Source organism: Deinococcus marmoris DSM 12784, from assembly GCF_000701405.1.
Taxonomy (GTDB): Bacteria; Deinococcota; Deinococci; order Deinococcales; family Deinococcaceae; genus Deinococcus; species Deinococcus marmoris.
The window spans coordinates 12,743-37,538 of sequence record NZ_JNIV01000028.1 but is presented as its reverse complement, the minus strand read 5'-3'; the positions used below and the strand labels follow the sequence as shown (position 1 = coordinate 37,538).

The 24,796-nt window shown below is 65.3% G+C and carries 20 protein-coding genes and 1 tRNA gene; 13 read left to right on the top strand and 8 right to left on the bottom strand.

All coding sequences use genetic code 11. The features are described from left to right. Positions 1–12: 12 nt before the first annotated feature. The 3 genes from Q319_RS0108625 to Q319_RS0108615 all read left to right on the top strand — a co-directional run bounded on the left by Q319_RS0108625 (position 13) and on the right by Q319_RS0108615 (position 2,757). Positions 13–88, top strand: a tRNA-Lys gene (locus Q319_RS0108625). Positions 89–460: 372 nt separating this feature from the next. Beyond that, complete coding sequence (locus tag Q319_RS0108620; protein WP_029481869.1) at positions 461–1,717, top strand: hypothetical protein; 1,257 nt, start codon at positions 461–463, stop codon at positions 1,715–1,717. Positions 1,718–1,806: 89 nt separating this feature from the next. Beyond that, positions 1,807–2,757, top strand: a complete 951-nt coding sequence (locus tag Q319_RS0108615) for an acyltransferase (protein ID WP_051655221.1) — start codon at positions 1,807–1,809, stop codon at positions 2,755–2,757. Between the two features lie 40 nt (positions 2,758–2,797). Here Q319_RS0108615 and Q319_RS0108610 read toward each other — a convergent pair whose 3' ends face one another. Beyond that, on the bottom strand, positions 2,798–3,127 hold the full coding sequence (locus tag Q319_RS0108610; RefSeq protein ID WP_029481867.1) for a YegP family protein: 330 nt from the start codon (positions 3,125–3,127) through the stop codon (positions 2,798–2,800). Between the two features lie 92 nt (positions 3,128–3,219). On the opposite strand from Q319_RS0108610, the gene Q319_RS0108605 reads away from it, so the two are divergent. Next, complete coding sequence (locus Q319_RS0108605; protein WP_051655220.1) at positions 3,220–4,074, top strand: endo alpha-1,4 polygalactosaminidase; 855 nt, start codon at positions 3,220–3,222, stop codon at positions 4,072–4,074. 18 nt (positions 4,075–4,092) lie between these two features. Here the strand turns inward: Q319_RS0108605 and argC are convergent, their stop codons facing one another. Genes argC through argF form a run of 4 tightly spaced genes read right to left on the bottom strand, consistent with a single transcriptional unit; the run spans position 4,093 to position 7,188 of the window. Further along, positions 4,093–5,007 carry an N-acetyl-gamma-glutamyl-phosphate reductase gene (gene argC, locus Q319_RS0108600; RefSeq protein ID WP_029481865.1) on the bottom strand — a complete coding sequence of 305 codons (915 nt, stop codon included), beginning with the start codon at positions 5,005–5,007 and terminating at the stop codon, positions 4,093–4,095. After that, positions 5,004–5,588 (bottom strand): GNAT family N-acetyltransferase, encoded by a 585-nt coding sequence (locus Q319_RS0108595; RefSeq protein WP_034414355.1) that lies wholly within the window; start codon positions 5,586–5,588, stop codon positions 5,004–5,006. Before Q319_RS0108595 ends, argC begins: the two co-directional genes overlap by 4 nt. Then, complete coding sequence (locus tag Q319_RS0108590; RefSeq protein WP_281173830.1) at positions 5,585–6,241, bottom strand: NUDIX domain-containing protein; 657 nt, start codon at positions 6,239–6,241, stop codon at positions 5,585–5,587. Before Q319_RS0108590 ends, Q319_RS0108595 begins: the two co-directional genes overlap by 4 nt. A 23-nt stretch (positions 6,242–6,264) precedes the next feature. Then, positions 6,265–7,188: an ornithine carbamoyltransferase gene (gene argF, locus Q319_RS0108585; protein ID WP_029481862.1), complete on the bottom strand. Its 924-nt coding sequence runs from the start codon at positions 7,186–7,188 to the stop codon at positions 6,265–6,267. A gap of 208 nt (positions 7,189–7,396) precedes the next feature. Here argF and Q319_RS0108580 point away from each other — a divergent pair, with 208 nt between their 5' ends. Further along, positions 7,397–8,332: an EamA family transporter gene (locus Q319_RS0108580; RefSeq protein ID WP_029481861.1), complete on the top strand. Its 936-nt coding sequence runs from the start codon at positions 7,397–7,399 to the stop codon at positions 8,330–8,332. A 45-nt stretch (positions 8,333–8,377) separates the two neighbouring features. After that, positions 8,378–9,163: a histidinol-phosphatase HisJ family protein gene (locus Q319_RS0108575; protein ID WP_029481860.1), complete on the top strand. Its 786-nt coding sequence runs from the start codon at positions 8,378–8,380 to the stop codon at positions 9,161–9,163. A gap of 62 nt (positions 9,164–9,225) precedes the next feature. Here Q319_RS0108575 and ppsA read toward each other — a convergent pair whose 3' ends face one another. Next, complete coding sequence (ppsA, locus tag Q319_RS0108570) at positions 9,226–11,601, bottom strand: phosphoenolpyruvate synthase (RefSeq protein ID WP_029481859.1); 2,376 nt, start codon at positions 11,599–11,601, stop codon at positions 9,226–9,228. A 158-nt stretch (positions 11,602–11,759) separates the two neighbouring features. On the opposite strand from ppsA, the gene ppsR reads away from it, so the two are divergent. The 3 genes from ppsR to Q319_RS0108555 all read left to right on the top strand — a co-directional run bounded on the left by ppsR (position 11,760) and on the right by Q319_RS0108555 (position 15,155). Beyond that, complete coding sequence (gene ppsR / locus Q319_RS0108565; protein ID WP_051655218.1) at positions 11,760–12,596, top strand: pyruvate, phosphate dikinase/phosphoenolpyruvate synthase regulator; 837 nt, start codon at positions 11,760–11,762, stop codon at positions 12,594–12,596. A gap of 77 nt (positions 12,597–12,673) precedes the next feature. Beyond that, positions 12,674–14,050 carry an MFS transporter gene (locus Q319_RS0108560; RefSeq protein ID WP_029481857.1) on the top strand — a complete coding sequence of 459 codons (1,377 nt, stop codon included), beginning with the start codon at positions 12,674–12,676 and terminating at the stop codon, positions 14,048–14,050. A 79-nt stretch (positions 14,051–14,129) separates the two neighbouring features. Then, on the top strand, positions 14,130–15,155 hold the full coding sequence (locus Q319_RS0108555) for a PIN/TRAM domain-containing protein (RefSeq protein WP_029481856.1): 1,026 nt from the start codon (positions 14,130–14,132) through the stop codon (positions 15,153–15,155). A gap of 86 nt (positions 15,156–15,241) precedes the next feature. Here the strand turns inward: Q319_RS0108555 and Q319_RS0108550 are convergent, their stop codons facing one another. Continuing rightward, entirely contained in the window at positions 15,242–17,977 is a 2,736-nt protein-coding gene (locus tag Q319_RS0108550) for an AAA family ATPase (RefSeq protein ID WP_029481855.1), read from the bottom strand. 94 nt (positions 17,978–18,071) lie between these two features. After that, on the bottom strand, positions 18,072–19,250 hold the full coding sequence (locus tag Q319_RS0108545) for an exonuclease SbcCD subunit D (RefSeq protein ID WP_029481854.1): 1,179 nt from the start codon (positions 19,248–19,250) through the stop codon (positions 18,072–18,074). A 47-nt stretch (positions 19,251–19,297) separates the two neighbouring features. Between Q319_RS0108545 and Q319_RS0108540 the strand changes: the two genes are divergently transcribed. The 4 genes from Q319_RS0108540 (at position 19,298) to Q319_RS0108525 (ending at position 24,780) form a co-directional block, all read left to right on the top strand. Then, a complete protein-coding gene (locus Q319_RS0108540) occupies positions 19,298–19,879 on the top strand; it encodes a Uma2 family endonuclease (RefSeq protein ID WP_029481853.1) in 582 nt (193 codons plus the stop codon). A 27-nt stretch (positions 19,880–19,906) separates the two neighbouring features. Next, positions 19,907–22,051 carry an SF1B family DNA helicase RecD2 gene (recD2, locus tag Q319_RS0108535; protein WP_029481852.1) on the top strand — a complete coding sequence of 715 codons (2,145 nt, stop codon included), beginning with the start codon at positions 19,907–19,909 and terminating at the stop codon, positions 22,049–22,051. A 99-nt stretch (positions 22,052–22,150) separates the two neighbouring features. Then, the gene (locus tag Q319_RS0108530; RefSeq protein ID WP_029481851.1) at positions 22,151–24,307 is read left to right on the top strand and encodes a DUF4900 domain-containing protein; all 2,157 of its coding nucleotides are present in this window, start codon (positions 22,151–22,153) and stop codon (positions 24,305–24,307) included. Then, positions 24,304–24,780, top strand: coding sequence for a pilus assembly FimT family protein (locus tag Q319_RS0108525; RefSeq protein WP_029481850.1), 477 nt, complete (start codon positions 24,304–24,306; stop codon positions 24,778–24,780). The genes Q319_RS0108530 and Q319_RS0108525 overlap by 4 nt, the downstream gene beginning before the upstream one ends. Positions 24,781–24,796: the final 16 nt, after the last annotated feature.

Here is a 24,796-nt window from a genome sequence, read left to right as displayed (position 1 = left end):
CCGCTCTGCTCTGGATCGTTAGCTCAATTGGTAGAGCAGCTGACTCTTAATCAGCGGGTTGTAGGTTCGATTCCTACACGATCCACCACCAGAAAGCCTCGCCCAGCGCGGGGCTTTATTAATTCCCTGCTTGTTGGTCCACTGTCGGGTACGTGGAGACCGCTTCGATAGGTCTCTGGCTTCTCTCACCGCCAAAAGCTAAAAGCTCCCGCAAGTGCTTCCCAAGCTGGATATCGCTGTCGTTTCCGTCCTGCCGCGCATTTGGCCGCTGCTGGGCAGCCCTGGGCGTGGTTCGCAACGATGTCTCCGGGGGCGTCATCTTCAAAGCTGAGAGCGGCGGGGCGTGGGGCGGTCTATTGCCGTTGCTCTACCCCCTCCCCCCCCTGAAGTGTGAAAAGTAAGAAAAAGCTCATCCCGAACGGTATTCCGTGCGGTTAAGATGAAGCAGAGGTAAACAGGTTTGAATCACGCGTCCATCCGGGCTGCCCTGGCAGCGGCACTGGTGATGGGACTGGGCCTGAGCGCCCTTTCCCTGACCCCGGCGAATATGACTCTCCTTCCTGGCCCGGCCCTGGATTACAGCGGCCCTGTGGTCATCCGCAAAGGGGGCACGTACCGGGGCAACTGGCAGAGCCTGAACCCCAGAATTCCCGTGATCACCATCGCCACGCGCGAGCCGGTGATCATCGAGGATTCTTACCTGCGGGGACGCGGAGACCTGATTCGCGGCTTTCATGTCAATCTGACCGTACGCAACACCCACGGCTACGGCCTGAATCCACAGGTGGACGGGGCCTATCCGGGGCGGTTCCTGGCCGTCGAATTTATCGCCAATCTGCGGGCCGAGAACAATTACCTGCAAGGTACGTCCGGCATGTATATCAACCGCTTCGAGGGAAATGCGGCCCTGGGCCAGACCATCAAGATTCTGCGCAACAAGGTGCAGGATGTCGATGGCCGCTATGTGGACCGCACGGGCCGCACGACGGGCAGCCGCTACAACGTGCAGGCGGTCCAGCTCAACCGTGTGGTCGGCGTGCCCAACATCGAAATTGCCTGGAACGCGATGGTCAACCAGCCCGGCAAGAGCGCGCCCGAGGAAAACATCAACCTGTACGAGACCAGCGGCACGGCCAGCAGTCCCATCCGTATTCACAACAATTACATTCACGGGGCCTACGCCGTCGATCCGCTGAAAGACAAGGCCTATTCGGGGGGCGGCATCATGCTGGGCGACGGCAGCGAGAAGGACCTGTCGGTGGCCGGGGGCCACACAGAGGTCTACCGCAACCAGATCATCAACACGTCCAATCAGGGCGTGGCCATCGCGGGCGGACACGATCAGCACGTCTGGCAAAACCGCATCCTGTCCACGGGCCGCCTGCCGGGCGGCGAGATCATCCCCACCGCGAATGTCGGGATCTACGTGTGGGACATTCTGGGCGGCGCACGCCAGTCCCCGCCCACTTTCTTTGGCAATTCCGTCCAGGACAACCTGATCGGCTGGACGCGCTTTCACGGCAACGGCAACGCCTGGTACAACAACCTCTGGACCCCCAGTTGCACCAGCGCCACCCGCAGCGTCTGCCGCAACAACCGGGCCAGCGCCGTCGACGCAACCACTGAGCGCGGGGAGCTGGCGCTATGGCAGGGCAAGTTACGCGCCGCCAAGATGGTGGTCGGTCCCCGGAAACCGCCCCTCAGTCTGAAAAACTAACCAGGCCGTCAGGTGCGGGAACGGACAGCACTTCACCTGTCCGCACAAACCCACTTTACTTTTCACAGTAGGCGAGTAAAGTATCGGGCGTGACTTGGCTCAAACCGGTAGACATCGCGGCGGACGCCCAGGCCGCGTACACCACCTTTCTGGGCGATCTGGACGCCCGCCTGAGCGATCCAGGCTGTGACCGTGCAGTCCTGGCGCGCGACGTGCTGGCGCAGGCCATGTACGGGCGCAGTTACGCCGATCTGCTCAGCGACGCCCCGCTGGCCGCCCTGAATCTGGACGCCCGCAACGTGACCTTCGAGGCCGAGTATTACCTGACCACCGACACGGAGAAGTTCGCGGCGGTCAAGCCGCTGCTGTGGCTCTGGAAGAACATGGACCTGACCCCCGTGGGCCAGAATCCGGTCATGGGCATTCCGCTGCGGCGCATTCTGGCCGGGCACATCTTCAAACGTGTGGGCCGCGACTTCAAATGCTGGCAGAACGTGGAATTCAGCGTGGGCTACAACATGGAGGTCGGCAACGACGTGGTGGTCCACCGCCATGTGCTGCTGGACGACATCGGCGGTATCGAACTGCACGACAACGCCAGCATCAGCGATTACGTCAACATCTATAGCCACACCCACAGCGTGCTGGACGGCCCGGACGTGACCCTGCGCCGCACCGTGATCGGGCGCGGGGCGCGCATCACCTACCACAGCACCGTGCTGGCCGGAAGCGTGGTCAGCGACGACGCCCTGCTGGCCACCCACGCCCTGCTGCGCGGCGACATCGAGCCGCACGGCATCGCGATGGGCCTGCCCGCCCGCACCACCCGGTTGAAGTTGCGCGAATCCGGCCAGATCGGCGGCATTGATGTCGCTGGGGGCGTCGATGCCCGCACCTACCCCCGCACGCCGGACCGCAAGGCCAATCCGCAGTTCCCGGACCCCACCCCCGTCCAGACCCGCAGGCCCGATGAGGCCGGACCGGAAGCCCAGCGCCCTGCTTCTCAGCCTGCGGTGAAATTGGCAATAGGCGAACGCTGAGGCCGCTCAACCGGGTCTGTTCTTCTCAGGGCTGATTCAGTCAGGTCTCTGCCGTCTGATCGTCTACCAGCGCTTCCGCTGCTGCGCCCTTGACCGATTCCATGCCCGCTCTGGCGCTGTCCTCGCTGGCGTAGTTCTGGCTGCCGCCGATCACCTGACCGTTGCCCGCCTTGAGGTTGAAGCGTTTGCCGCTGGCGGTCATCTCGTACATCCTGTCGTTGGCGGCGTTCTTCTTGACCGAGGCGATGCCGTTTGTTGCGGCGGCCCTGGTGGTGTAGCGCTCGCTGGTCAGCAGGGTCTGGCCGTTGCCGGACACCAGATTGAACATGAACTGATCGCCGGACATCTTCAACACGAACTTCGCTGCCATAGGGATTCCTCCAGGGGGTGAATTGTCGGTCTGCTTACTGTACATCAGGTCAGCAGCCGCCGTCGGGCTTATTTTGGGGATAGGGTACAAGGATGAGAAAGGCGGGGCTGGCTCTGGGCATCCTGACGGTGTGTGGTTTGCTGAGCGAGTCGGGGCTGGGTCTGCCTGTGCCGCGCATTCAGCCGCCGCCCGCCGGGCTGTACGGCTGGGACTGGCAGATCGGCGCGCAGACGGCGGCGCAGGTCCGCGTTCCGCCGGGCATCAGGCTGATCGATCTGGACGGCTTCGAGACCACGGCGGCGCAGGTGGCCCAGCTTAAAAGACAGGGCCTGTACACGGTGTGCTACATCAACGCTGGAAGCTATGAGCCGTACCGCCCCGACTCTGCGCGTTACCCGGCCCGGCTGAAACTGGGTGTGGACCCCAACTGGCAGGACGAGGCGTTCGTGGACGTGCGTGACGTCTTCCGGCCCCATTCGGTGCTGGCCGCTATTCTGCGCCAGAGGCTGCGGATGTGCCGCAAGAAAGGGTTTCAGGCGCTGGAGCCGGACAACCTCCAGAACGACGAAAACGTGCCGGGGGGCGTGATCTCCCTTCAGGATCAGGTGGATTTCTCCGGCTGGCTGGCCGACGAGGCGCACGCGCAGGGGCTGGCGATCTTCCAGAAAAACGGCCCCGATAAGGTGCTGCTGAAAGACCGCACCGGGCGGCGGCTGGCTGACAAGTTCGACGGCATCCTGAACGAGAGCTGCCATGAATTTGACGAGTGTGAGCCGCTGGCCGAGTACGTCCGGCGCGGCAAGCCTGCCCTGAACGTGGAGTACAGGCAGAAATTCCTGAACTGCGCCGGGGCCAGCCGCCTGAAGATCAATTCGATGTTCAAAGACCCGTATCTGCGCGGCGGGCGCGAGGCCGCTTACCGGCGCGTGGCCTGCCCAGCAAAGTAGTCTTGAGATAGGGCCGTCTTAGAGGTTCAGCATCAGCTCCAGATTCTGCACCGCTGCGCCGCCCGCCCCCTTGCCCAGGTTGTCCAGCCGCGCCGCCAGCACTGCCCGCTGCCCGTCTGCTGAGCCGTAGACGAACAGCTCCAGATCGTTGCTGCCGTTGAGGGTCTGCGGATCAAGGACGGCGGGATTGTCGGCCTCAGAAAAGACGCGCACGTATTTCTGTCCAGCATAGTGGGCCGCCAGTGCGTCCCGAAGAGCATCTGCCGTCACACCCAATTCGCCCAGATGCAGCGGAATATTCACGGTCATGCCCTGCGCCCAGCCGCCCACATGCGGCGTGAAGATGGGTGTCCGTGACAACCCGCCGTAGTACATGATCTCGGGCACATGCTTGTGGTCCAGCGTCAGCCCGTAACTGATGAAATCGCCGCGCATGGGGTGGGCCTCGCCTTTCTCGTGGGCGTCCACCAGCGCGCGTCCGCCGCCGCTGTAGCCGCTGTAGCCCTGAATGGTCAGGGGAAAATCGCCGGGAAGCAGGCCTGCCGCCGTCAACGGGGCCAGCAGCGCAATCGCCCCAGTGCTGTAGCAGCCTGGATTGGACACCAGCCGCGCCGTGCGGATACGCTCCGGCTGGGTGGCGTTCAGCTCGGGAAAGCCGAAGACCCAGTTTTTATCCGTTCGGTGGGCGGTGCTGGCGTCCAGCAGGCGGGCATGGGGGTTGGTGGTCAGGATCAGCGCCTCGCGCGCTGCGTCGTCGTGCAGGCACAGAATGCTCAGGTCTGCCGCGTTCAGCAATTCGGCCCGCGCGCCCGCGTCCTTGCGCTGCGCCGGATCAATCCTCAGTAACTCGATATCGGTTCTGTTCTGGAGGCGGGTGCGGATTTGCAGGCCAGTGGTTCCCGCCTCGCCGTCGATGAAGATTTTGGGGGTCATATCAGGCCATCTCCTTGTTCTGACTGTTTGGCGTGACTGCGCCACTCCCGCGCCAGCAGCCCATACAGGGCGTCGTCGGTCCATTCTCCGCCATATTCAGAAGTCGCGTGCAAGTAACTTTCCAGCGCCGTGCCCTCGTGGCGAAAGCCTGCGCGGTGCAGCAGCGCGGCGGCGGGAGCATTGCGCGGGTCGATGTGGGCGTAGACGCGGTGCAGGCCGTATGGGCCGAACAGTTGCGCCAGCAACAGCCCCAGCCCCTCGGACGCCAGCCCGCGCCCCTGGGCGTGCCGGGCCAGCGTGAAGCCGATCTCGGCCTGTGCGCCGTGATCAGGGACAGCCCGATTGACCGCGAAATCCCCAAGCAGTTCCCCGGTGCTGGCATCCACCAGGGCCAGTTGCGTCCAGCCCGGTTGTTCTGGCGTGCGCGTGTACATCTTCTCGATCAGGGCTTCGGCGTCTTTCAGGGCATACGGCAGGGTCCAGCCCTGGAAACGCGCGATTTCTGGATCGTTGCGGTAGGCCACGAAAGCGGGAGCGTCCTGGGGGCGCAGATGGCGCAGGACGACGCGGTGGGGGGTCATGGATAGCACCGCCGCACAAGTTCGGCCAGATCGCTCTTGGCCGGTTCTCCCGCAGCAATGCGGGCCAGCACTTCGGCAGGCGTCAGCCACCACGCCTCGCTGAAATCGGCGGGATTAAAGTCGGACGCGCTATCAGTCCTGATCTCGTAGACCCGCATGAACGCGCTCAGACCTGTATGGAAAGGGGAGAGAACGGCGATTTCTCGCCAGTCCAGCCCATCCACGTCCAGATTCAATTCCTCGCGCGTCTCGCGGCTAAAGGCGCTGAAGTAGTCCTCGCCGCGTTCCACATAACCGCCCACGCCCATATCCAAACAGTTCGGAAACATCCGTTTGGAGGCGGTGCGGCGTGGAATCCACAATTCGCCGCGCGAGTTGATCAGAAAGGCGTTGATAACGCGCACGGGCTGACGCTTGGCCCAGGCATCTTCCCGCGTGATCTGGCCGATGACCTGATTGTGACGGTTGACCAGATCAAGCCATTCATCCTGTTCACTCATCAGGGTCCTGCGCAGGAGTTGGAGGGTGATGCGGCCCTGCTCGTCTGTAACAAAACAGCACACGTCGCCCTCCGCGATTCCCAGCGCTTGCACTGCCTCTGCCGGAAGCGTGATGGCCCCTTCAGCGTCCACTGTGACGACTCCCACTTGCATGCTCACACCCTAGCGTCGAACGCTCACCACCGTGGTTTCATGTCGCCCATCAGGTGATACAGCAGCGCTTTCTGCGCATGCAGGCGGTTCTCGGCCTGATCGAAGACGCGGCTCTTGGGGTGTTCGGTGGCCTCCGGCACGGTTTCCTCGCCGTAATGGGCGGGCAGGCAGTGCAGAAAAATGCCGTCCGGGGCCAGGGTGTCCAGCATCCTCGGCGTGACCTGATACCCCTGGAAGGCGCGGCGGCGGATGTCGGCCTCGGCTTCCATGCCCATGCTGATCCACACGTCGGTGTACAGCACGTCCGCCCCTTCGATGGCGGCCAGATCGTGCGTCAGGGTAATGCGGGTGCCCTGCTGCACGGCGTCCATCAGCACGCCCGCGTTGGGTTCGTAGCCCACCGGGGTCACTACTGTGACGTCGCTGCCGGTCAGGATGCCCATGTGGATGTGGCTGTTGGCGAGGTTGTTGCCGTCCCCGATGTAGACCACCCGCCGTCCGCGCAGATCGGTGCCGAATTCTTCCTCGATGGTCTGGTAGTCGGCCAGCAGTTGCGCGGGGTGCAGCATGTCGCTCAGGCCGTTGATGACGGGGATGGCGGCATGATCGGCCAGTTCGTGCAGGGTCTGTTGCAGGTAGACCCGGCCCATCACACCGTCTACCCAGCGTTCCAGGTTGCGCGCCACGTCGGACACGCGTTCGCGGGTGCCCAGGCCGATCTCGGTGTTGCTGAGGGTAATGGCGTGGCCGCCCAGTTGGTACATGCCCACGTCGAAGGTGGTGCGGGTCCGCAGGCTGGACTTCTCGAACACCAGCGCCAGACTCAGGCCCGACAGCGGTTTGACGCCGCGCCACTTGCCGCGTTTCATGCTATGGGCGGTGTCCATCACGGCGCGCAATTCGGCAGCCGACATGTCCAGATTGCTCAGGAAGTCGCGGCCCGCCATCACCGGAGTAGGTAAGGTCTCCGGGGTCAGCAGCGTGTTTTTATTCATCTGTGATGCAGATGCGATTTTTGCCTTCTCGGGCTTCAGTGCCTTTTTTGCGGACTTGGTGGCCTTCGTCATAGGCAAGGAGTATACGCAGAGAACGTTTAATCATGCATCCAGCGAAGGGGGACGGCCTTTCCTGGCCCGGCGTTACACTTTTGCCCACATGACCGTTTCTGCCCCCGCGCCCGGAACCCAGCCTCTCGGGACGCGCGGCCTGCTGCTGGCGCTGCTGATCACACTGATCTGGGGCCTGAATTTCGTGGTGATCAAGTGGTCCGTGGCCGATGCGCCGCCGTTGCTGGTGGCCGCCCTGCGTTTCGCGGTGGCGGCAGTTCCGGCGGTGTTTTTCGTCAGACCTCCCGCCGTTCCTGCCCGAATTTTGTGGGGCTACGGCGTGGCGGTGGGCGTGGTGCAGTTCGGGCTGCTGTATCTGGCGATTGCGCTGGGCCTCAACGCCGGGCTGGCCTCGTTGCTGATGCAGATTCAGGCGTTCTTCACGGCGCTGCTGGCCGCCGCTTTTCTGGGCGAACGCATTCAGCCGTGGCAGGCGGCGGGCATCACGCTGGCCTTCGCGGGCATGGCGGTGATCGGGCTGCTGTCGGGTGGGCAGGTCAGCGTTCTGGGGCTGGGCCTGACGCTGGTGGCCGCGCTGGGCTGGGCGGTCAGTAACCTGCTGGTGCGGGCCTCGGGCGGCGCGAACGTCTTCTCGCTGGTGATCTGGAGCAGCCTGATCGCCCCTCTTCCTCTGACCCTGCTGTCGGGCGTGGTCAACGGCTGGGACGCAGTGGCCCGTGCGCTGTTTCACGGCGGCTGGGAGCTGTGGGCCGCCGTGCTGTACATGGGACTGGCGAATACTGTGCTGGGCTTCGGCGTGTGGTCCCTGCTGATCCAGCGCCACGGTGCCGGACGCGTCGCGCCGCTCTCCTTGCTGGTCCCCGTGTTTGGGCTGATCTCCAGCGCTATCGTCTACCACGAGGTCTTTCCACCGGGCAAGGTGGCGGGCGCGGCCCTAATTGCCGTGGGGCTGCTGCTGCATGTGTTCGGGCGGCGGGTGTGGCCCCCGGCGCGGCGGACTGACCCTGTGCCCGGCGCAGACTGACGCCCCCTGCTCCTGAACCCTCCGCCCTCGCGTACGCTGTCCCCCATGCTCCCTCGCCTGTTCGATTCCCACCTGCACACGCCGCTGTGCGGCCACGCCACGGGCACGCCTCGCAAATACGCCCAGGCCGCCCTGGACGCGGGTTTAGCGGGCCTGTGCTTCACCGATCACTGCCCCATGCCCGCGTGGTACGACGCGCCGTGGCGGATGCGCCTGGACCAGTTGCAGGAATACGTGGATCAGGTCCGCGCCGTGCAGGCCGACTTCGCCAGACGCTTGGACGTGCGGCTGGGCCTGGAGGCCGACTTTCACCCTGGCACCGAGCGTTTCGTGGAAGGGCTACTGAGCGCGCACGACTGGGACTACGTGATCGGCAGCGTGCATTACATCGGCGCGTGGGGCTTCGACAACCCGGAATTTGTGGCTGAATACGAGGCGCGCGATCTGGCGGGTCTGTACGGCGACTACTACGCGCTGATAGAAGGCGCGGCCCGCTCCGGCCTGTTCGACTCCATTGGCCATCTAGATCTGCCCAAGAAATTCGGCCACCGTGACCCCGGCGGCGCGGCGGCGTTGCGGGCGCTGGACGCGGTTGCGGAAGCTGGCCTGAGTCTGGATTTCAACACGGCAGGCTGGCGCAAGCCGGTGGCTGAGGCGTATCCCTCGCCGGACTTGGTTGCGGAGGCGGTGAAGCGCGGTATTGGGTTTGTGCTGGGCAGCGACGCGCACAAGCCAGGGGAAGTGGGGTACCGATTTGGGGATGCGGCGGCGTTGATTGCAGGGGTGGGCGGACAGGTTGTGACGTATGCGGGGCGGAAACGCTTGGTGTAAACGGCTCCCGCCCCTCCCCGGTCAAGTCATAAAGGGATCTGTCCCAAACCTTCTGATCTCGCTCAGGCCGTCGCTGCCGCCTCCCGTTCCCCCGCCAGAAGCAGCCAGGTACTCAATACGCTGTCCGGGTTCAGGCTGACCGAGTCGATGCCCTGGTCCATCAGCCACTGTGCCAGCGCCGGGTGATCGCTCGGCCCCTGCCCGCAGATGCCGATGTACTTGCCCGCTTTCTTGGCGGCGGCAATGGCCTGCGCCATCAGCGCCAGCACCGCCGGGTCCTGCTCGTCAAACAGGTCCGCCACCAGCCCCGAGTCGCGGTCCAGCGCCAGCGTCAGTTGCGTCAGGTCATTGCTGCCAATCGAGAAGCCGTCGAAATGTTCCAGAAACTGCTCGGCCAGAATCGCGTTGCTGGGAATCTCGCACATCATGATGATCTTCAGATCGTTCTCGCCCCGCTTGAGGCCGTTCTTCTCCAGAATCTCCAGCACCGTTTTCGCCTCGCCCACCGTGCGAACAAAGGGAATCATGATCTGCACATTGGTCAGGCCCATGTCGTCGCGCACGGCCCGCATGGCGTCGCACTCCAGCGCGAAGGCGGCGGCGAAGTCGGGGCTGCGGTAGCGGCTGGCCCCCCGGAAGCCGATCATCGGGTTTTCCTCGTGCGGCTCGTAGGCCGCGCCGCCGATCAGGTGGGCGTACTCGTTGCTCTTGAAGTCGCTCAGGCGCACGATCACGGGCTTGGGGGCAAAGGCGGCGGCGATATTCGCCACCCCTTCCATCAGCTTGTCGCGGAAGAAGTCACGGGGCGAGGCGTAGCCCCGGATGCGCTCGTCAATGGCGGCCTTCACGTCTTCCGGCACGTCCGGGTAGTCCAGCAGGGCGCGCGGATGGACGCCGATCACGTTGGAACAGATGAATTCCACGCGGGCCAGCCCCACGCCCTCGTTGGGCAGCGCGGCAAACGAGAAGGCGCGGTCCGGCGAGGCCACGTTCATCATGATCTTCATGGGCACGTCGGGCATGGCGTCCAGCTCAATGCGGTGAACCTGGAAGTCGCGTTTGCCCTCGTACACGTAGCCGGTATCGCCCTCGGCGCAGGAGACCGTGACCGTCTGACCGCTTTTCAGCTCGCGGGTGGCGTTGCCGCTGCCCACCACGGCGGGAATGCCCAGTTCGCGGGCAATAATCGCCGCGTGGCAGGTGCGCCCGCCCCGGTTGGTCACGATGGCGCTGGCGCGTTTCATCACCGGCTCCCAGTCGGGGTCCGTCATGTCGGCCACCAGCACGTCGCCGTCCTGCACGGAGTTCATCTGAGAGATGTCGCTGACCACGCGCACAGTGCCGCTGCCGATGCGGTTGCCCACGGCGCGGCCTTCCACCAGCACGGTGCCCGCGCCGCCACTCATCTCGAAGCGCTCCAGCGTGCGTCCGCTGCGGCTCTGCACGGTTTCGGGGCGGGCCTGGAGAATGTAGATCAGGCCGTCGCGCCCGTCCTTGCCCCACTCGATGTCCATCGGGCGCTCGTAATGGTCCTCGATGGCGACGCACTGCCGCGCCAGTTCGGTCAAGTCGGCGTCGTTCAGGCAGAAGCGCTGGGCGTCTTCCGGCGAGACATCCACGCTGTCCACCCCGCCGCCGTCCGCGTAGATCATCTTGCGGGCCTTGCTGCCCAGGGTGCGGCGCAGCACGGCCATCTTGCCCGCCTTCAGCGCGGGCTTGTACACGAAGAATTCGTCGGGATTGATCGCGCCCTGCACGACCAGTTCGCCCAGGCCATACGCGGCGGTGACCAGCACGGCGTCGCGGTAGCCGCTCTCGGTGTCCAGCGTGAAGGCCACCCCGGACACGCCCAGATCGGTGCGGACCATCCGCTGAATCCCGGCGGACAGCGCCACCTCCGCGTGCGCGAAATTCTGGTGGACGCGGTAACTGATGGCGCGGTCATTGTAGAGAGAGGCGAACACGAGGCGGACGTGGTGTAACACGCTGTCTATTCCGCGCACGTTCAGGAAGGTTTCCTGCTGCCCGGCAAAGCTGGCCTCCGGCAGGTCCTCGGCGGTGGCGCTGGACCGCACGGCCACGTCGGGATCGGTCACGCCGGATTCGCGGGCCATGCCCTCGTAGTCGGCGCGAATCGCGTCTTCCAGTTGCTGTGGCAGAGCAGCGCCCTCCACCCAGCCGCGAATCTCTTTCCCTGCGGCGGCCAGTGCCACCACGTCGTTCACATCCAGCACGTTTAGGCGGGCGTTGATCTTTTCCTCGATTCTATTCTCGCTCAGGAACAGGCGGAAGGCGTCGGCGGTGGTGGCAAAGCCCCCTGGCACCCGCACCCCGGCACTCGCCAGCCCATGAATCATCTCGCCGATGGAGGCGTTCTTGCCGCCTACCGTGTCCACATCGGTCATCCTTAGTGTCTCGAACGCTTTTGTCATCTGCATGGGTTTCTCCGTTGCTGTGGGATAGAAAGAGCGAAAAGCATCTGGGTTAGTGTTGGATACTCCCACAGCTTAACGGGTTTGGGCGGGCGTGGGGCGTTGGGGGCAGGGTGTGTCGGGGGCAGCGACACCCCCACCGCCGGACCTGTCACGCTGGGGCCATGCCTTCCATCCCGCCTGCCAGCGCCGTGCTGACCACCCGCGCCGTGCTGCTCGTCAGCGACCACACCGGCCTGACCGCCGACAACATCGCCCGCGCGCTGCTGGCGCATTTTCCGGGGCAGCCGCTGCGTTACATCTCGCGTCCCTTCACGGCGGACGTGGCGGCGGCGCGGGCAGTGGCGCAGGAAGTGGCGGCCCTGAGCGCGGCGGGTGAGCGCCCGATCCTCTTTACCACCGTGACCCAGCCCGAAGTCCTGGCCGAGTTGCAGGCCGCCCCCGCCCGCCTGTTCGATCTGCTGACCCCCGGTATCAACGATCTGGAGGTAGAGCTGGCGCAGACGGCGGCGCGCACGGTGGGCAACTACCACGACATGCACGACTCGGGCGCGTACCTGGGCCGCATGGAGGCGCTGGATTTTGCCCTGGCCACCGACGACGGCATCGGTGACCGGCAGTACGGGCTGGCCGACGTGATCCTGGTGGGGGTCAGCCGGGTGGGCAAGACCCCCACCAGCCTGTTTCTGGCGTTGCAGCACGGCGTCCGCGCCAGCAATTACCCGCTGGCCGAGGACGACTTCGAGCGCGAGACCCTGCCCGTTCCGCTGGAAAAGCACCGCGACAAGCTGTACGGCCTGACCATCGATCCGCGCCGCCTGCACGCCATTCGCACGCAGCGCAAGGCGGGCAGCCGCTACGCCAGCCCCGAACAGTGCGAATTCGAGGTCCGCCGCGCCGAACGCCTGTTCCAGCGCGTGGGCCTGCCGGTGCGCGACACGACGAGTACCAGCGTGGAGGAAATCGCGGCGGGCATCCTGAGCGCTTTGCGGCGACGCTGAAGCCGCGCTGAGCGGGGCGCCACCCCGCCAGATGGCCTATGTTCTCTGCCCTCCGCAGCGCCGTAAATTAATCTCAGATGACCTCTGCACCCCAACCCGCCCCTGATGGCTGGCGCACCTTCGTGTGGCTGTGGAGTTCGCAGGCCCTGAGTGTGCTGGGATCAGCGGTGGCGGGTTTTGCCTTCAACATCTACCTGACCGTCACGCGCTTTCCGCTGGCCGAGCAAAAGCCGCAACTGGCACTGGCGCTGTCGGCCACGGCGCTGGCCTGGGGTCTGGCCGCCACCCTGACTGCGCCGCTGGCCGGAACGTGGACAGACCGCCATGACCGCCGCCGCATCATGCTGGCCGCAGACCTGCTGGGCGCGCTGCTGACCTTCAGCATCCTGGGCCTGCTGCTGCTGCCTGCCGCGCCGCTGTGGGCGCTGGTTCTCGTCTCCGGCCTGATGGGGCTGGTGGGAACGTTCCACGGCTCGGCCTTCGATGCAAGTTACACCACGCTGGTTCCCAAGGAGCGCCTGCCGCGCGCCAACGGCATGATGCAGACCATCTGGAGTCTGGCCGGACTGGTGGGTCCGGCGGTGGCCGCGTTGCTGATCGGCGTGCCCGCGCTGCTGCGAAAATCTGATGCCTTGCCTGGTTGGCTCTCGGGCCTGCAAAACGGCGTGCCCTTCGCCTACGCCGTGGACGGCCTGAGCTTTGTGGTGGCCGCGTTGATCCTCTCGCGCCTGCATGTTCCGTCCCCGAAAGAGGTCACGGACCGCAGCCAGCCGCGTTCCTTTAAGGAGGACATGGCCTTCGGGTGGAAGTTCATCGGCAGCCGAAAGCCGCTGCTGGCGCTGCTTCTCACCTTCGCCGTCGCCAATCTATGCGGCAGCGGACTGGGCGTGCTGGAGCCGCTGATCGTCAAGTTCGGGCTGGCCGCCGACTGGCAGAGTCGGGGCAGCACCCTGACCGCCGCGCTGGCCACCCTGACCATCACGCAGAGTGTGGGGGGTGTGCTGGGCGGCATCCTGATCAGCGTGTGGGGCGGCCTGAAAACGCAGCGGGTGCTGGGCGTGCTGCTGCCGATGCTCGTGTCGGGGCTGGCGCTGGCGGCCTTCGGCTTCAGCTCCACGGTGCTGGGGGCCAGTGCGGCGCTGTTCGTCCTGGGCCTGACCTATCCGGCCATGAACGCGCACTCGCAGAGCATCTGGCAGTCGCAGGTGCCGCCCGCCATGCAGGGCCGCGTGTTCAGCGTGCGCCGCCTGATCGCGCAGTTCACCTCGCCCCTCAGCACTGCGCTGGCCGGATTGCTGGCCGCGCGCTATGCCGGGGGCCATGTTGCCATCGTCGCGGGCCTGCTGCTGGCCGGGGTGACGGCGGCGCAACTGTTCAATCCGGTGATCCGGCGGGTGGAAGAAGCGCCAAAAATGGTGACGGCGGCGGCGCAGGAGGGCGGATCTGGCGGTTGAGGGCAGCCTTGCGATTCGCCTGCCCTGAATCCCGCCCTCTGAACCGTTTCACACCATCTCAGCCGCTACACTATGGGGCGTGCTGGCTGTTCGTCTGTTTGTCATGGGGCTGGGATTGTTGCTGGGGTGGCTGGCTGGGCAGGCGCTGGCCTCGGCGCAGCCCACGGACCTCAACCGGGTCAATACCCTCAGCCTGATGCTGGCGGGCAGCCTGATCGCGCTGCTGTTCGCCCCGCGCGCCGAGAAACTGCTGACCGGCAGCGTGGGCCGCTTCTCGCGCTGGTACGCGGGCCTGTCGCCGCGCACGGTGGCGGCGGCAACCTTCGGCCTGATCGTGGCCCTGCTCCTCAGTGTCCTCTTAAGCAGTCTGTTTCAGAGCCTGCCCTTTTTCAACTGGTTCTGGAACCTGCTGGTCACGGTGATTCTGGCGGTGTTCTTCGTCAATTTCGCGGTGGGCCACGCCGAGGCGTTTGGGATGCTGGCCTTTCCGCAGGTGCGCCGCCGCAGCGGCAGCAAGCTGCTGGACAGCAATGTAATCATCGACGGACGCATTCTGGAACTGGTGCGTGCCGGGTTTCTGGACGGCGAACTGGTGGTGCCGGGGTTCATCCTGCGCGAGCTTCAACTCCTGTCCGACAGCGGCGACGCGCAGAAGCGCACGCGCGGCAAACGCGGTCTGGGGCTGCTGGAAGAACTGCGCGAGCTGAAGCCCATCCGCATCGAGGACTGGGACGACGCGGCCCTGAAGAGCGTGGACGACAAGCTGATCCGCCTAGCCCGCGAAACGGGGGGCCAGATCGTGACCAACGACGGCAATCTGGGCAAGATCGCCAAGCTGCACGGCGTCACGGTCCTGAGCATCAATGAGGCGGCGGTGGCCCTCAAACCGCAGGTGCAGGCGGGCGATCTGCTGGCGGTGACCATCACCAAGGGCGGCCAGCAATCCGGCCAGGGTGTGGGCTACCTGGAAGACGGCACGATGGTGGTGGTAGAGGACGGCCTGAAATTCCGGGGCAAGCAGACCCGCGTGCAAGTGGTGAACAATGTACAGACCAACGTGGGGCGCATGATCTTCGCCAAGCTGGAGCGGGAGGAAGTGGCTTAGGGGCGCTGTGGTGGTCTGAGCGTTAGAGGGTCGGAGAACGGCCCAATTCTTTGCTCAGCCCCTTCGACTCTTGACCCTCAGACCCGTCACAAATCCATCCGCTGCACACTGCTTCCAGCCACGCTCTTGGTCACCAGCAGGCGGCTGGGCAGGCGTTCGGAGAGGCTTTCCACATGGGTGACGATCCCTACCATGCGGCCCTGGGTGCGCAGGCTTTCCAGGGCGTTTGCTACTGCTTCCAGCGCCTGCGGGTCCAGGGTGCCGAAGCCCTCATCCAGAAAGAGCGCCCCCAGAATCTTGTTCCCGGCCAGATAGTCGCTCAGGGCAATCGCCAGCGACAGCGAGGCCAGGAAGGTTTCCCCCCCCGATAGGGTCTTGACGCCGCGTGCCTCGCCCGCGTTCCACAGGTCCTGCACCATGTACTCGCCCTTTTCCAGGGCCAGACGGTAGCGCCCGTCGCTGATCTCGTGCAGCAGCAGGCCCGCGCGGGTGAGCAGTTGGGCCTCGACTTCGGCCAGCAGGAATTGCTGGAATTCGTTGGCCTTCAGCGAGTTGGTCAGGGTCTGCCAGGTGTCCAGGCTGCGGGCAGTGTCGTCGGCCTGTGTTTCGATTTCCGCCTTGCGCTTCAGGCGTTCGCGTCCGGCCCGTTCCTGCTCGGCCAGACTCCCGGCGCGTTCGCGGGTGGCAGACAGGGCGGCGTCGGTGGCGGTCAGATCACGGCCCACCTGCGACAGCTCTGCCGGATCGAAGGGGGCGGCCCCCAACTGGCGTTCCAGTTCGGCCAGCGTTTCGGCCAGTTGCGCCCGCTGGGCAGCCTGGGTGCGGGCGGCTTCTTCCAGCGCGGCGATGTCGTTTTCAGGCAATGCGGCGGCTCTGGCCTGTGCAGCGTCCATGCCCAGACTGGAAAGGGCAGAATCCAGCGCGGCCTGGGCCTCCGTGGCGTCCGTCTCCCGGCCCGCCGAGGCATTCTGCGCCGCCGCCAGCGTGGCATTGGCCGCCGCCAGATCGCCCGCTGCACGGGACAGGGCCGCCCCTGCCTCCTGCACACGCTTGCGGATCGCGATCACGTCGTTGAGGAGTTGACGACGTTTCCCGGCGGGGTCCGTTCCTGCCGCGCGCACCCGTCCCGCCAGTCCAGCCAGCAGGCGCAGGGCTTCCGTCTGCGGATCGCCCGTCACCAGAGCTTCGGCGGCGCGCAGATCGGCCTCGCGCTGTCCGGTGGCCTCCTGCCAGTTGCGGTTCTCGGCCTCCTTGTCGGCCAGCCACGTCTCGCGGGCCTTCAGGGCGGCGCGCAGATCGCTGAAGCGGGTGCGGCGCTCATCCAGCGTGGCGCTCAATACCTTCACACGGTCCTGCGCTGCGCCCAGATCGGCATGCGGGGCATCAGGCAGTTCGCGCACTTCCTGCAAACACAGCGGGCAGTCCTCGCCCACATGCAGGTGTGTGCGGTAAGAGGCCAGCCCGGAGGTGAGGCGGGCTTCCTCCAACGCCTTCTGCGCGGCCTCCAGATCGGCCTTGGCCGTCTGACCGTCGCGTTTGACGCGTTCCAGCTCTGCCGTTTCCTGCGCTTGCGCCGTTTCCTCGGCCTTGAAGCGGGTCAGCGCCGAATTCAGGCCCAGTCGCTCGGCCTCAATCTTGGCGCGTTCCTGCCGGTTCTTCTCGGCCTTTTCGGCCCCGGCGCGGGCCACCAGAAAGGCGTCCTCGTCCCACTCCAGCGGCTGTGCGTGGGTGGTCTGGGGCGTGCCGCCGGAACGCTTGAGGCGGGCGGCGTCGGCCTCGGCCTCACGCAGTTTGTCGGCGCGGGCTTCCAGGTTGGGAATGCCTGCCTCGGCTTCCTGCGCGGAGTCCAGATTGGTCTGGGCAGCTTCGGCGGCGCGGCTGGCCTGGGTGGCGGCCCCCTGCGCTCCGGCCAACGCGCGGGCCTCACGTTCGGCGGCAATTCGGGCGCGTTCGGCAGCGTCCAGCAGCGGCAGCACCCCGGCCACCCGGCGGGCCTGCACCGCCCGCACGGCCCCGGCCTGCACCCCGGCGGCGCGGGCGTCCAGCGCGGTCAGGCGGCGATTCGTGTCCTCGCGTGCCTTCCAGACCTTCTCGGTCTCGCGCAAGCGGGCCTGGCTGTTTTGCAGGGCTTCACGGCGGTCATGCAACGTCTCGGCCTCGGCGTCGGTGCGTTCGCGCTCGGTACGCAGATTTGCAACAGCCTCCGCCGTTACATCCGCGTATTCGTTTTCCAGCACGCTGTTCAGGCTGCCCGCGCGGTGCTTCAGTTCCTTAGCCCTATCAGAAGAAACGCGTTGCATGGCAGCGACGTGTTCCAGCCCGGTCAGCTCGCCCAGAATGGCCTGCCGCTCCTTGCCCGTACCGTGCAGCAGACGGGCAAACTCACCCTGCGGCAGCATCACACTGCGGGTGAAGTTCTTGAAAGTCAGGCCCAGCACGGTTTGAATGCGCTCGTTGACGCCCTTGACGCCGCCGTCGCTGAGGTTGGCCCAGCGCCCGTCGGCGTCTTTGCGCTCGAAACGCACCTCGTTCTCGGCCTGCTTGCGGCCCTTGGTGCGCGAGGCGCGGTAGGTCACGCCGCCCGTCTCGAAGGTCAGGCCCACGCTCATGCCGCGCTCGCCCTGCGAGATCAGCGCGTCCAGCCCGGAGCCGCCCAGTCGCTCGGTGTACCCGTATAGCGCAAAGGTCATGGCGTCCAGCAGGCTCGATTTCCCGCTGCCCGTCGGCCCCACGAGGGCAAACAGTTCCAGATCGCCAAAGTCCAGCTCGGTGAACTGGCGGAAGGCGGTGAAGCCCTGGACTTCGAGGCGGATGGGCTTCATGCTTGCGCCTTTGGCGCGGTGATGGATGATAGGTGATGGGTGATGGAAAAAGAGCCACTCTCCATCAACCATCTACCTTTAACCTTCAACCTCCTCACGCCACTTCCTCCGCCCGCGCCGCCTCGTCCGCTTCCTTGAAAGCGGCGCGCAGATCGTCGGGCAATTCGCCGCGCCGTTCGCGGTAATACTGCTCGTACAACTGGGTCAGGCTCAGGCCCTCGCGTTTGAGTTCGGGCAGGGCCAGGTCTTCCTGATTGGCCTCCAGATCCACCGCCAGGGTGTTGGGAGCCAGTTTCAGCACACGGTCTTTCAGGCCGGGCAGGGCGGTTCCGGCGGGGGCGCGCACCACGACTTTCAGCAGGCCGTCAAAGTCGCCCAGCGCCTTGATCCGGGCCTCCACGTTGTCCAGATCGGCGCGAATGGTCTTCAGTTCGCGCCCGCTCGCCAGCGGCAGGACATGCACTCTGGCGGGGCGTCCGGCCTCCACCTCGATCAGGTTGACCTGCTTTTTCTCGCCGCCCTCACCGAAATCAAGCTGGATGATGCTGCCCGGATAGCACGCCAGCGGAGCCTCCGAGATCTGCTGGGGCTTGTGGATGTGGCCCAGCGCCACGTACTGCGCGCCCGCAGGCAGTTGCAGGCCCGACAGCGTGTACTGGTTGGTCAGGTCAAATTGCAGCGTGCGCTCGGAGCCGCTGGGGACCGCGCCGTCCATCGTCGCGTGGGCCATCAACATGTTCACGCTGCCCGCGCGGAAGCCTTCGCCCAGACGGCGCAGGAAAAAGCCCATACCCTCGCGGTATTTCTGCCGCCACGCGCCGGTATCGCCGCCCATCAGGTCGGCGGCCTTGACCAGCCGGCGTTCGGACAGGTACGGCAGCGCGCCCACGGTTAGGGTCTCGCCGCCCTTTGTTTCAATACTTCGCACCATGTCCAGCGGGTTGGCCGTGGGCTGCGCCACCGCCTGAATGCCCACCCAGCCCAACAGGCCCGTCACCGACTCCAGCCGCGCGGAACTGTCGTGGTTCCCGGCGATCACGATGCCCGGAATCCCGGCGTCACGCAGGCGCAGAAAGAAGTCGAACACGGCGGCCTCGGCGTCCGCCGATGGATTGCCCGTGTCGAACAGGTCGCCGGAGACCAGCACAGCGTCAGCCTTCTCGCTGCGGGCCAGGGCGGCGATCTCGATCAGAGCCTCATGGATTTCGGGGGTGCGGTCATAACCACGCAGGTTGCGGCCCGCATGGAAATCAGCGGTGTGAAGTACGCGCATTGCAGAAAAATCTAGCACGGGGAGGGTTTGCGCCGTACTCTTTTCGCATGCCTCCCACACTCCACGGCCCCATCAGCAAGGCGGAGTACCTGCAAACTGAATTGGAAAGCGAGTTCCGGCGCGAGTACGTGGGCGGCTTCTGGTACGGTCTGCACGGCGAATCGGGGCAGGAGGACGGGACGAGCCGGGCGCACGCCGAGATTGCTGGAAATGTGCTGTTTCTCCTGCATGGCCTGAGCCGAAGCCTCGGCTATGACATTTTCATCTCGCAATTCAAGTTGCATCTGCCCGCCAGCAACTGCTTTTTCTACCCCGATGTGGCGGTGTATTCCACTGACCCTGCCGAGGAATATTACGGAACAGAACCCTGTTTTCTGGCTGAGATCATCTCCGAGCGGTCCCGTGAGATTGACCATCTCGTCAAATATCCCGCCTACACCTCTATCCCCAGCCTTCAGACCTACCTGATCGCCGAACAGACCGAGCGGCGCGTGTACGCCTACAGCCGCGAGGGAAAGGAATGGGTTCTGACCGAATACGTCGGCCACGGCGAGATTGCATTGCCCTGCCTGAATACCGTCATCACGCTGGACGAGATTTACGACGGCGTGCTGTCACCGCAGTCCTGACCCCCACCCTGGCGCTAGACTAAATCCGTGACTGCTTTTTCGCCCCCTGCCGAAGCCTTCCGCGTGACGGGCGGGGTCAACCGCGTACGCTTCCGCGCCGAATCGGGCTTTACGGTGATGACCGCCCGGATTGTCAACGACGACGGCGAGGACCCCGACGCCACCGTGATCGGCGTGATGCCCCCGCTGGACGCCGGGGATACCTTCAGCGCCGACGTGCTGATGGAAGAACACCGCGAGTACGGCTACCAGTACCGCGTGCTGAACATGGTGCTGGAGGCTGCCCCTGCCGATCTGACGGAAGCCGGGGTGGCCGCCTATCTGGAGGCCCGCGTGGGCGGCGTGGGCAAGGTGCTGGCCAAGAGGATTGCCGGGATGTTCGGCCCCACCACTTTCGACGTGCTGGAAAACGATCCGAACCGGCTCTTGCAGGTGCCGGGCGTCACGGCGTCCACGCTGCACAAAATGGTCAGCAGTTGGTCACAGCAGGGACTGGAGCGGCGTCTGCTGGCGGGATTGCAGGGTCTGGGTCTAAGCATTTCCCAGGCGCAGCGGGCCGTCAAGCACTTCGGGGAGGCGGCGCTGGAACGCCTGACCGCCGACTTGTTCGCCCTGACCGAGGTGGAGGGCATCGGCTTTCTGACCGCCGACAAGCTGTGGGCCGCGCAGGGCGGCTTGCAGGACGATCCGCGCCGCCTGACCGCCGCCGCCGTGTACGCCTTGCAGCAGGCCGCGCAGCAGGGCGGGCACTCCTTCCTGCCGCGCCACCGGGCCGAGCGCGGCGTGTCGCATTACACCCGCGTCAGTGCGGCCCAGGCCAAGCTGGCGGTGGAGACGGCGGTGGAACTGGGCCGATTGTCGGACGATGAAGCTCCGCTGTTTGCCGAGGAAATGGGCGCGGAGAACCGGAGCGAGAGCCGCATCTACCTCCCGCCCACGTTGCGCGCCGAGAAGAAGCTGGCCTCCCTGATCCGCACGCTGCTGGCGACGCCGCCGGGCGGGGATGAATGGATCGTGCCAGCAGGCGCGGCGCAGGATTTATCCGACGAACAGGCGCAGGTGCTGGAGCTGCTGGCCGATCACCGTCTGGTGGTGTTGACGGGTGGCCCCGGCACCGGCAAAAGCACGGCAACCCGCGCGGTGGCCGATCTGGCCGAGGGGATGGGGTTGGAAGTGGGCCTGTGCGCCCCCACCGGCAAGGCGGCGCGGCGGCTGGGCGAGGTCACGGGGCGCAGTGCCAGCACCATCCACCGCCTGCTGGGCTTCGGTCCCGCCGGATTCCGGCACAACCATCTGGAACCTGCGCCCTATGACCTGCTGATCGTGGACGAGGTCAGCATGTGCGGCGACGGGCTGATGCTCTCGCTGCTCTCGGCAGTGGGCGCGGGCGCGCGGGTGCTGCTGGTGGGCGACACCGATCAGTTGCCCCCGGTGGACGCCGGATTGCCCCTGCTGGCGCTGACGCAGACCGCCCCCACCGTGCGGTTGGAAACGGTCTATCGTCAGGCCGCCCAGAACCCCATCATCCGCGCGGCCCATGACCTGCTGCACGGCACGGCCCCCACCTGGGGCGATCCCCGCCTGAACCTGACGGAAGCCGATCCCGACGGCGGCGCGCGGCGGGTGGCCCTGCTGGTGCGTGATCTGGGGGGACCGACGCAGGTGCAGGTGCTGACGCCCATGCGCCGGGGACCGCTGGGTATGGAACACCTGAATTACCACCTTCAGGGCCTGTTCAATCCCGGCGAGGGCGGCATCAAAATCGCGGACGGCGAGGCCCGCGCCGGGGACATCGTGGTGCAGACGAAAAACGACTACACCAATGAAGTCTTCAACGGCACGCTGGGAACCGTGCTGAAGGCCGAGAACAACCGCCTGACGGTGGATTTCGACAACAACATCGTGGAACTGGCCGGAGCAGAGTTGTTCAACGTCCAACTGGGCTACGCGCTGACCGTCCACCGTGCCCAGGGCAGCGAGTGGCACAGTGTCCTGACCGTGCTGCACGAGGCGCATATGCCCATGCTGTCGCGCAATCTGGCCTACACCGCCCTGACCCGCGCCCGCGAGCGTTTCTTCGCCGTCGGCTCGGCCTCGGCGTGGCAGAAGGCGGCGGGGCGGCAGCGCGAGACGCGCAACACGGCGCTGCTGGAGCGGGTGCGGGCGCGCTGAGCTGATCTCCTTTTGGCCCGCACATTAAGACTGACAGAGTTCTGACTTCCCCCCCAAGCTGGGGTGAAGTTTTCTGCATTTTTCCTTCATACTGACTTCATGCCCACTACGCCCCGTTCCCCCGTCCGAACCACTGAGGGAGCCACGCTGATCGTGTCATTGCTGTTCGTGATGCTGCTGCTGGCGGTGATCATGTCGGTGACGGCGCAGGTCACACTTTCGTCGCGGCGCTCCAGCGTGGACCAGCAGGCGCTGCTGAGCGCGCGTTACGCTGCCGAATCCGGGGTGGCGCGGGTGCAGGCACGGCTGAAGGTGATGAAGGCCCTGCTGGATAGCGCCACCATTCCGGCAATCACTCGGAATTCAGCAGTCGAGAGCCAGATCGCCGCGATGTGCGGTCTGGCGGTTTTGCCGCCCCAGCCGCTGCCCACGCCGGCCAATCCGGTTTCCACCGTCTGCACGTTTCCGGCGGACGGCCTGCGGGATGCGGGCGGAGGGCGGGTTACTCTGCTCACCAACGCAGTCAAGGCCGCCGACTTTGCCAAAGAGGGTTTCAGGGCCACTGGTGATCAGGCGCGCGCAAAGTTCTGGGGAGAGATGTTCTCCGGGACGGCAGGCATGCAGTACGCCGGTCCAGCAGGTCAGAACGGCAGCTACGGCGTTCAGTTTGGCCTGGTGCCCACCCGGCTGGACCGTCAGCGGGATCAGTACCGGCTTTATTTTGAGGTGCCTTCAGCGCAGTCGCGGGGCGTGACCGGGACCACCACCCAGCGGCTCAGTGCCCGCGCCACCAATGGCGGCAAGGGAGAATATTACCTGCTGATCAGCCGCGAGCCGTTTGCCAAGTTCGGCCTGTTCACCAACCGCCAGTTTCAGAGTCCAGAGGCGGAGGCCGACGATACGCTGATTACCTTCACTGAACGCACGCTGTTCAGCGGCCCCGTGCATACCAATGGACGCTTCACGTTCTACAAGACGCCCACTTTCTGGGGCGAGGTGACCTCGGCAGGTTGTCCGCCGGGACCGGGGCTGATCGGTGAGGTGGGGGGAAAGCTGGATTGCTTGGTCCCCGCCGAGCCGGGCGCGCGCTTTGGTATAGCGCCGTCGCAATTCCTGACTCCGGCGCAGATGGCTGGGCGAGGTCCACCCGATAACCTTTCCACAGCGGACGCTCCCAGGGTGGGCGAGACTCAGCCGCAATTCAAGTCATCGGTCAAGTGGGACGCTGACTTTATTCCGCTGCCTACCAACTCCCAGAATCAGCGGGCCGCCGCCCTGGGCTATGACTTCGATCCGGTGACAGGTGTGTTCAAACCATTGCCGACCGCTGGGCTGGCCCTCAGCGGCGACGTTCAGGAGATGCAGCTCTGGCGCGATGAGATCGGCGGGCAGGAGCGGCAGCGCATCAGTTACAAGCAAAGCGGCGTAACGGTTGAACTGTCGTATGGCCAGAACGGTACCCTGTTCATTGAGAACAATGGGGCGTGGGTTCCTGCCGGACGTGACGCCGCCGGAACTGTCGGACCTGCGGGCGGCCCCTTCGCCACGGTCAATCCCTTCAACGGCGTTATCTCGGTGGACGGCGGCAAGATCGCTAACCTCAACGGCGGCCCCAACGTGGCCCAGAGTGGTCTGGCGGGGGCCAGCATCGCCAGTTTCGCCGGGGTCACGGTGGCGGCCACTGGGGACGTGAACATCACCAGCAGTCTCAAGTACACGGTGCCGCCCTGCGGGGGCCAGAACACGGAAACCGCCGCCGCCCCGTGTGACCGGCAGGACGCCCAGAACATCCTGGGCATCTACGCCAGTGGTAAGACGAACGCCGATGGCAGTAAGGTGGCGGCCAACATCAACCTGATCAGCCCTAAGAGCTGCCCGGACGGCATCGGTAACTGCCCTAACATCGGCACCAACCCGCAGATTCACGCGGTCCTGATGGCCAGCCAGGGCGCGGTGCAGGTCGAGGGCTACGATCAGGGCGCGCCCGACAACTCGCTGGGCAAGGTCAACCTGATCGGCGGGATCATTGAGGACTATTACGGCGCATTTGGCAAGACCGATGGCCGGGGCTATGGCCGCAATTTCGTCTACGATCAGCGGACCTATGATGGCTTCAGCCCGCCTGCCTTTCCCACCCAGAAGGACTGGTCCATCGTGCTGCGAATCCAGGGCACGAATAAGGATCTGGAAAAAAACACCGGGCTGGGCATCCGCCTTCAGGGCGACGCCGTGAGCGCAGGCCAGGGGGTGCAATGATACGCATACGAGCTGGTCGCTTCCAGGCGGGCTTCACCCTGCTGGAGCTGCTGGTGGTCATTGCGATTCTGGGCATTATCGCGGGTGCGTTCAGTCTGTTTTTGCTGCGGACCATCCGCCAGAACGAACTGCGCGACGCCGCCTATCAACTGGTGGGCGATCTGCGCCGCGCCCGAACAGGCGCGCAGAAATCGGGTGTGGTCAACAGTGTCACGGTCACCACGGGCACCTCCGCATATGCGTTTACCGTCGCGGGAAGTCCACTCCAGACCCGCAACCTGACGCTGCCGCATGGGGTCACCATCAGTCCAGTAGGAAATACAGTTAATCTGAGCTATCAGCCGCCCTTCGGCACGCTGGCGGCCACCGGCGTTTCCTGGAAGCTCACCAGTCCCTCCAACGCCAACTTGAATCTGTGGGTCAAGGCCATTGGAATCACGGGGAAGGTGATGCTCAGTGCAACCGAGAACTAAACTTCCGCCCCGTCAC